Here is a 435-nt window from a genome sequence, read left to right on the forward strand (position 1 = left end):
CCGGCAATAGTATGGATCCAGGCTAAATGCCATTAGTGGTGAATGAACATTGTAAAGTATAGTTTGATAAGGAAGGGCAGCGAACCTAGCCATTTATGGGTTGGGTTTAAATACATGTGGATTACTTGGATTTTGTTCCATTGGTTAACTCTTTGAAGGATGGGGAACTGTACCCCAGGAAACCCTACCTCTCAAGACGAGGAAGGAGTCGGATACGTAATTTAACCCAATGCTGGTTAAACTCATTAATAAGGGTGAGCCAATAGTCAATATGATGAATATTGAGGCTATACTAATATTCCTGGTGCTTAATTAAACGCTAAACTAGCATTAATAGCCTCAGTATTCAAATGGGCTATTACTAAGGCTATTAAGTAGCTCAAACTACCTCACTAAAACGACATGGAACCTTAATTGAGAGGGGTGCCAGTAGGC

Origin of the sequence: Caldivirga sp., from assembly GCF_023256255.1 — an archaeon.
Classification (GTDB): Archaea; Thermoproteota; Thermoprotei; order Thermoproteales; family Thermocladiaceae; genus Caldivirga.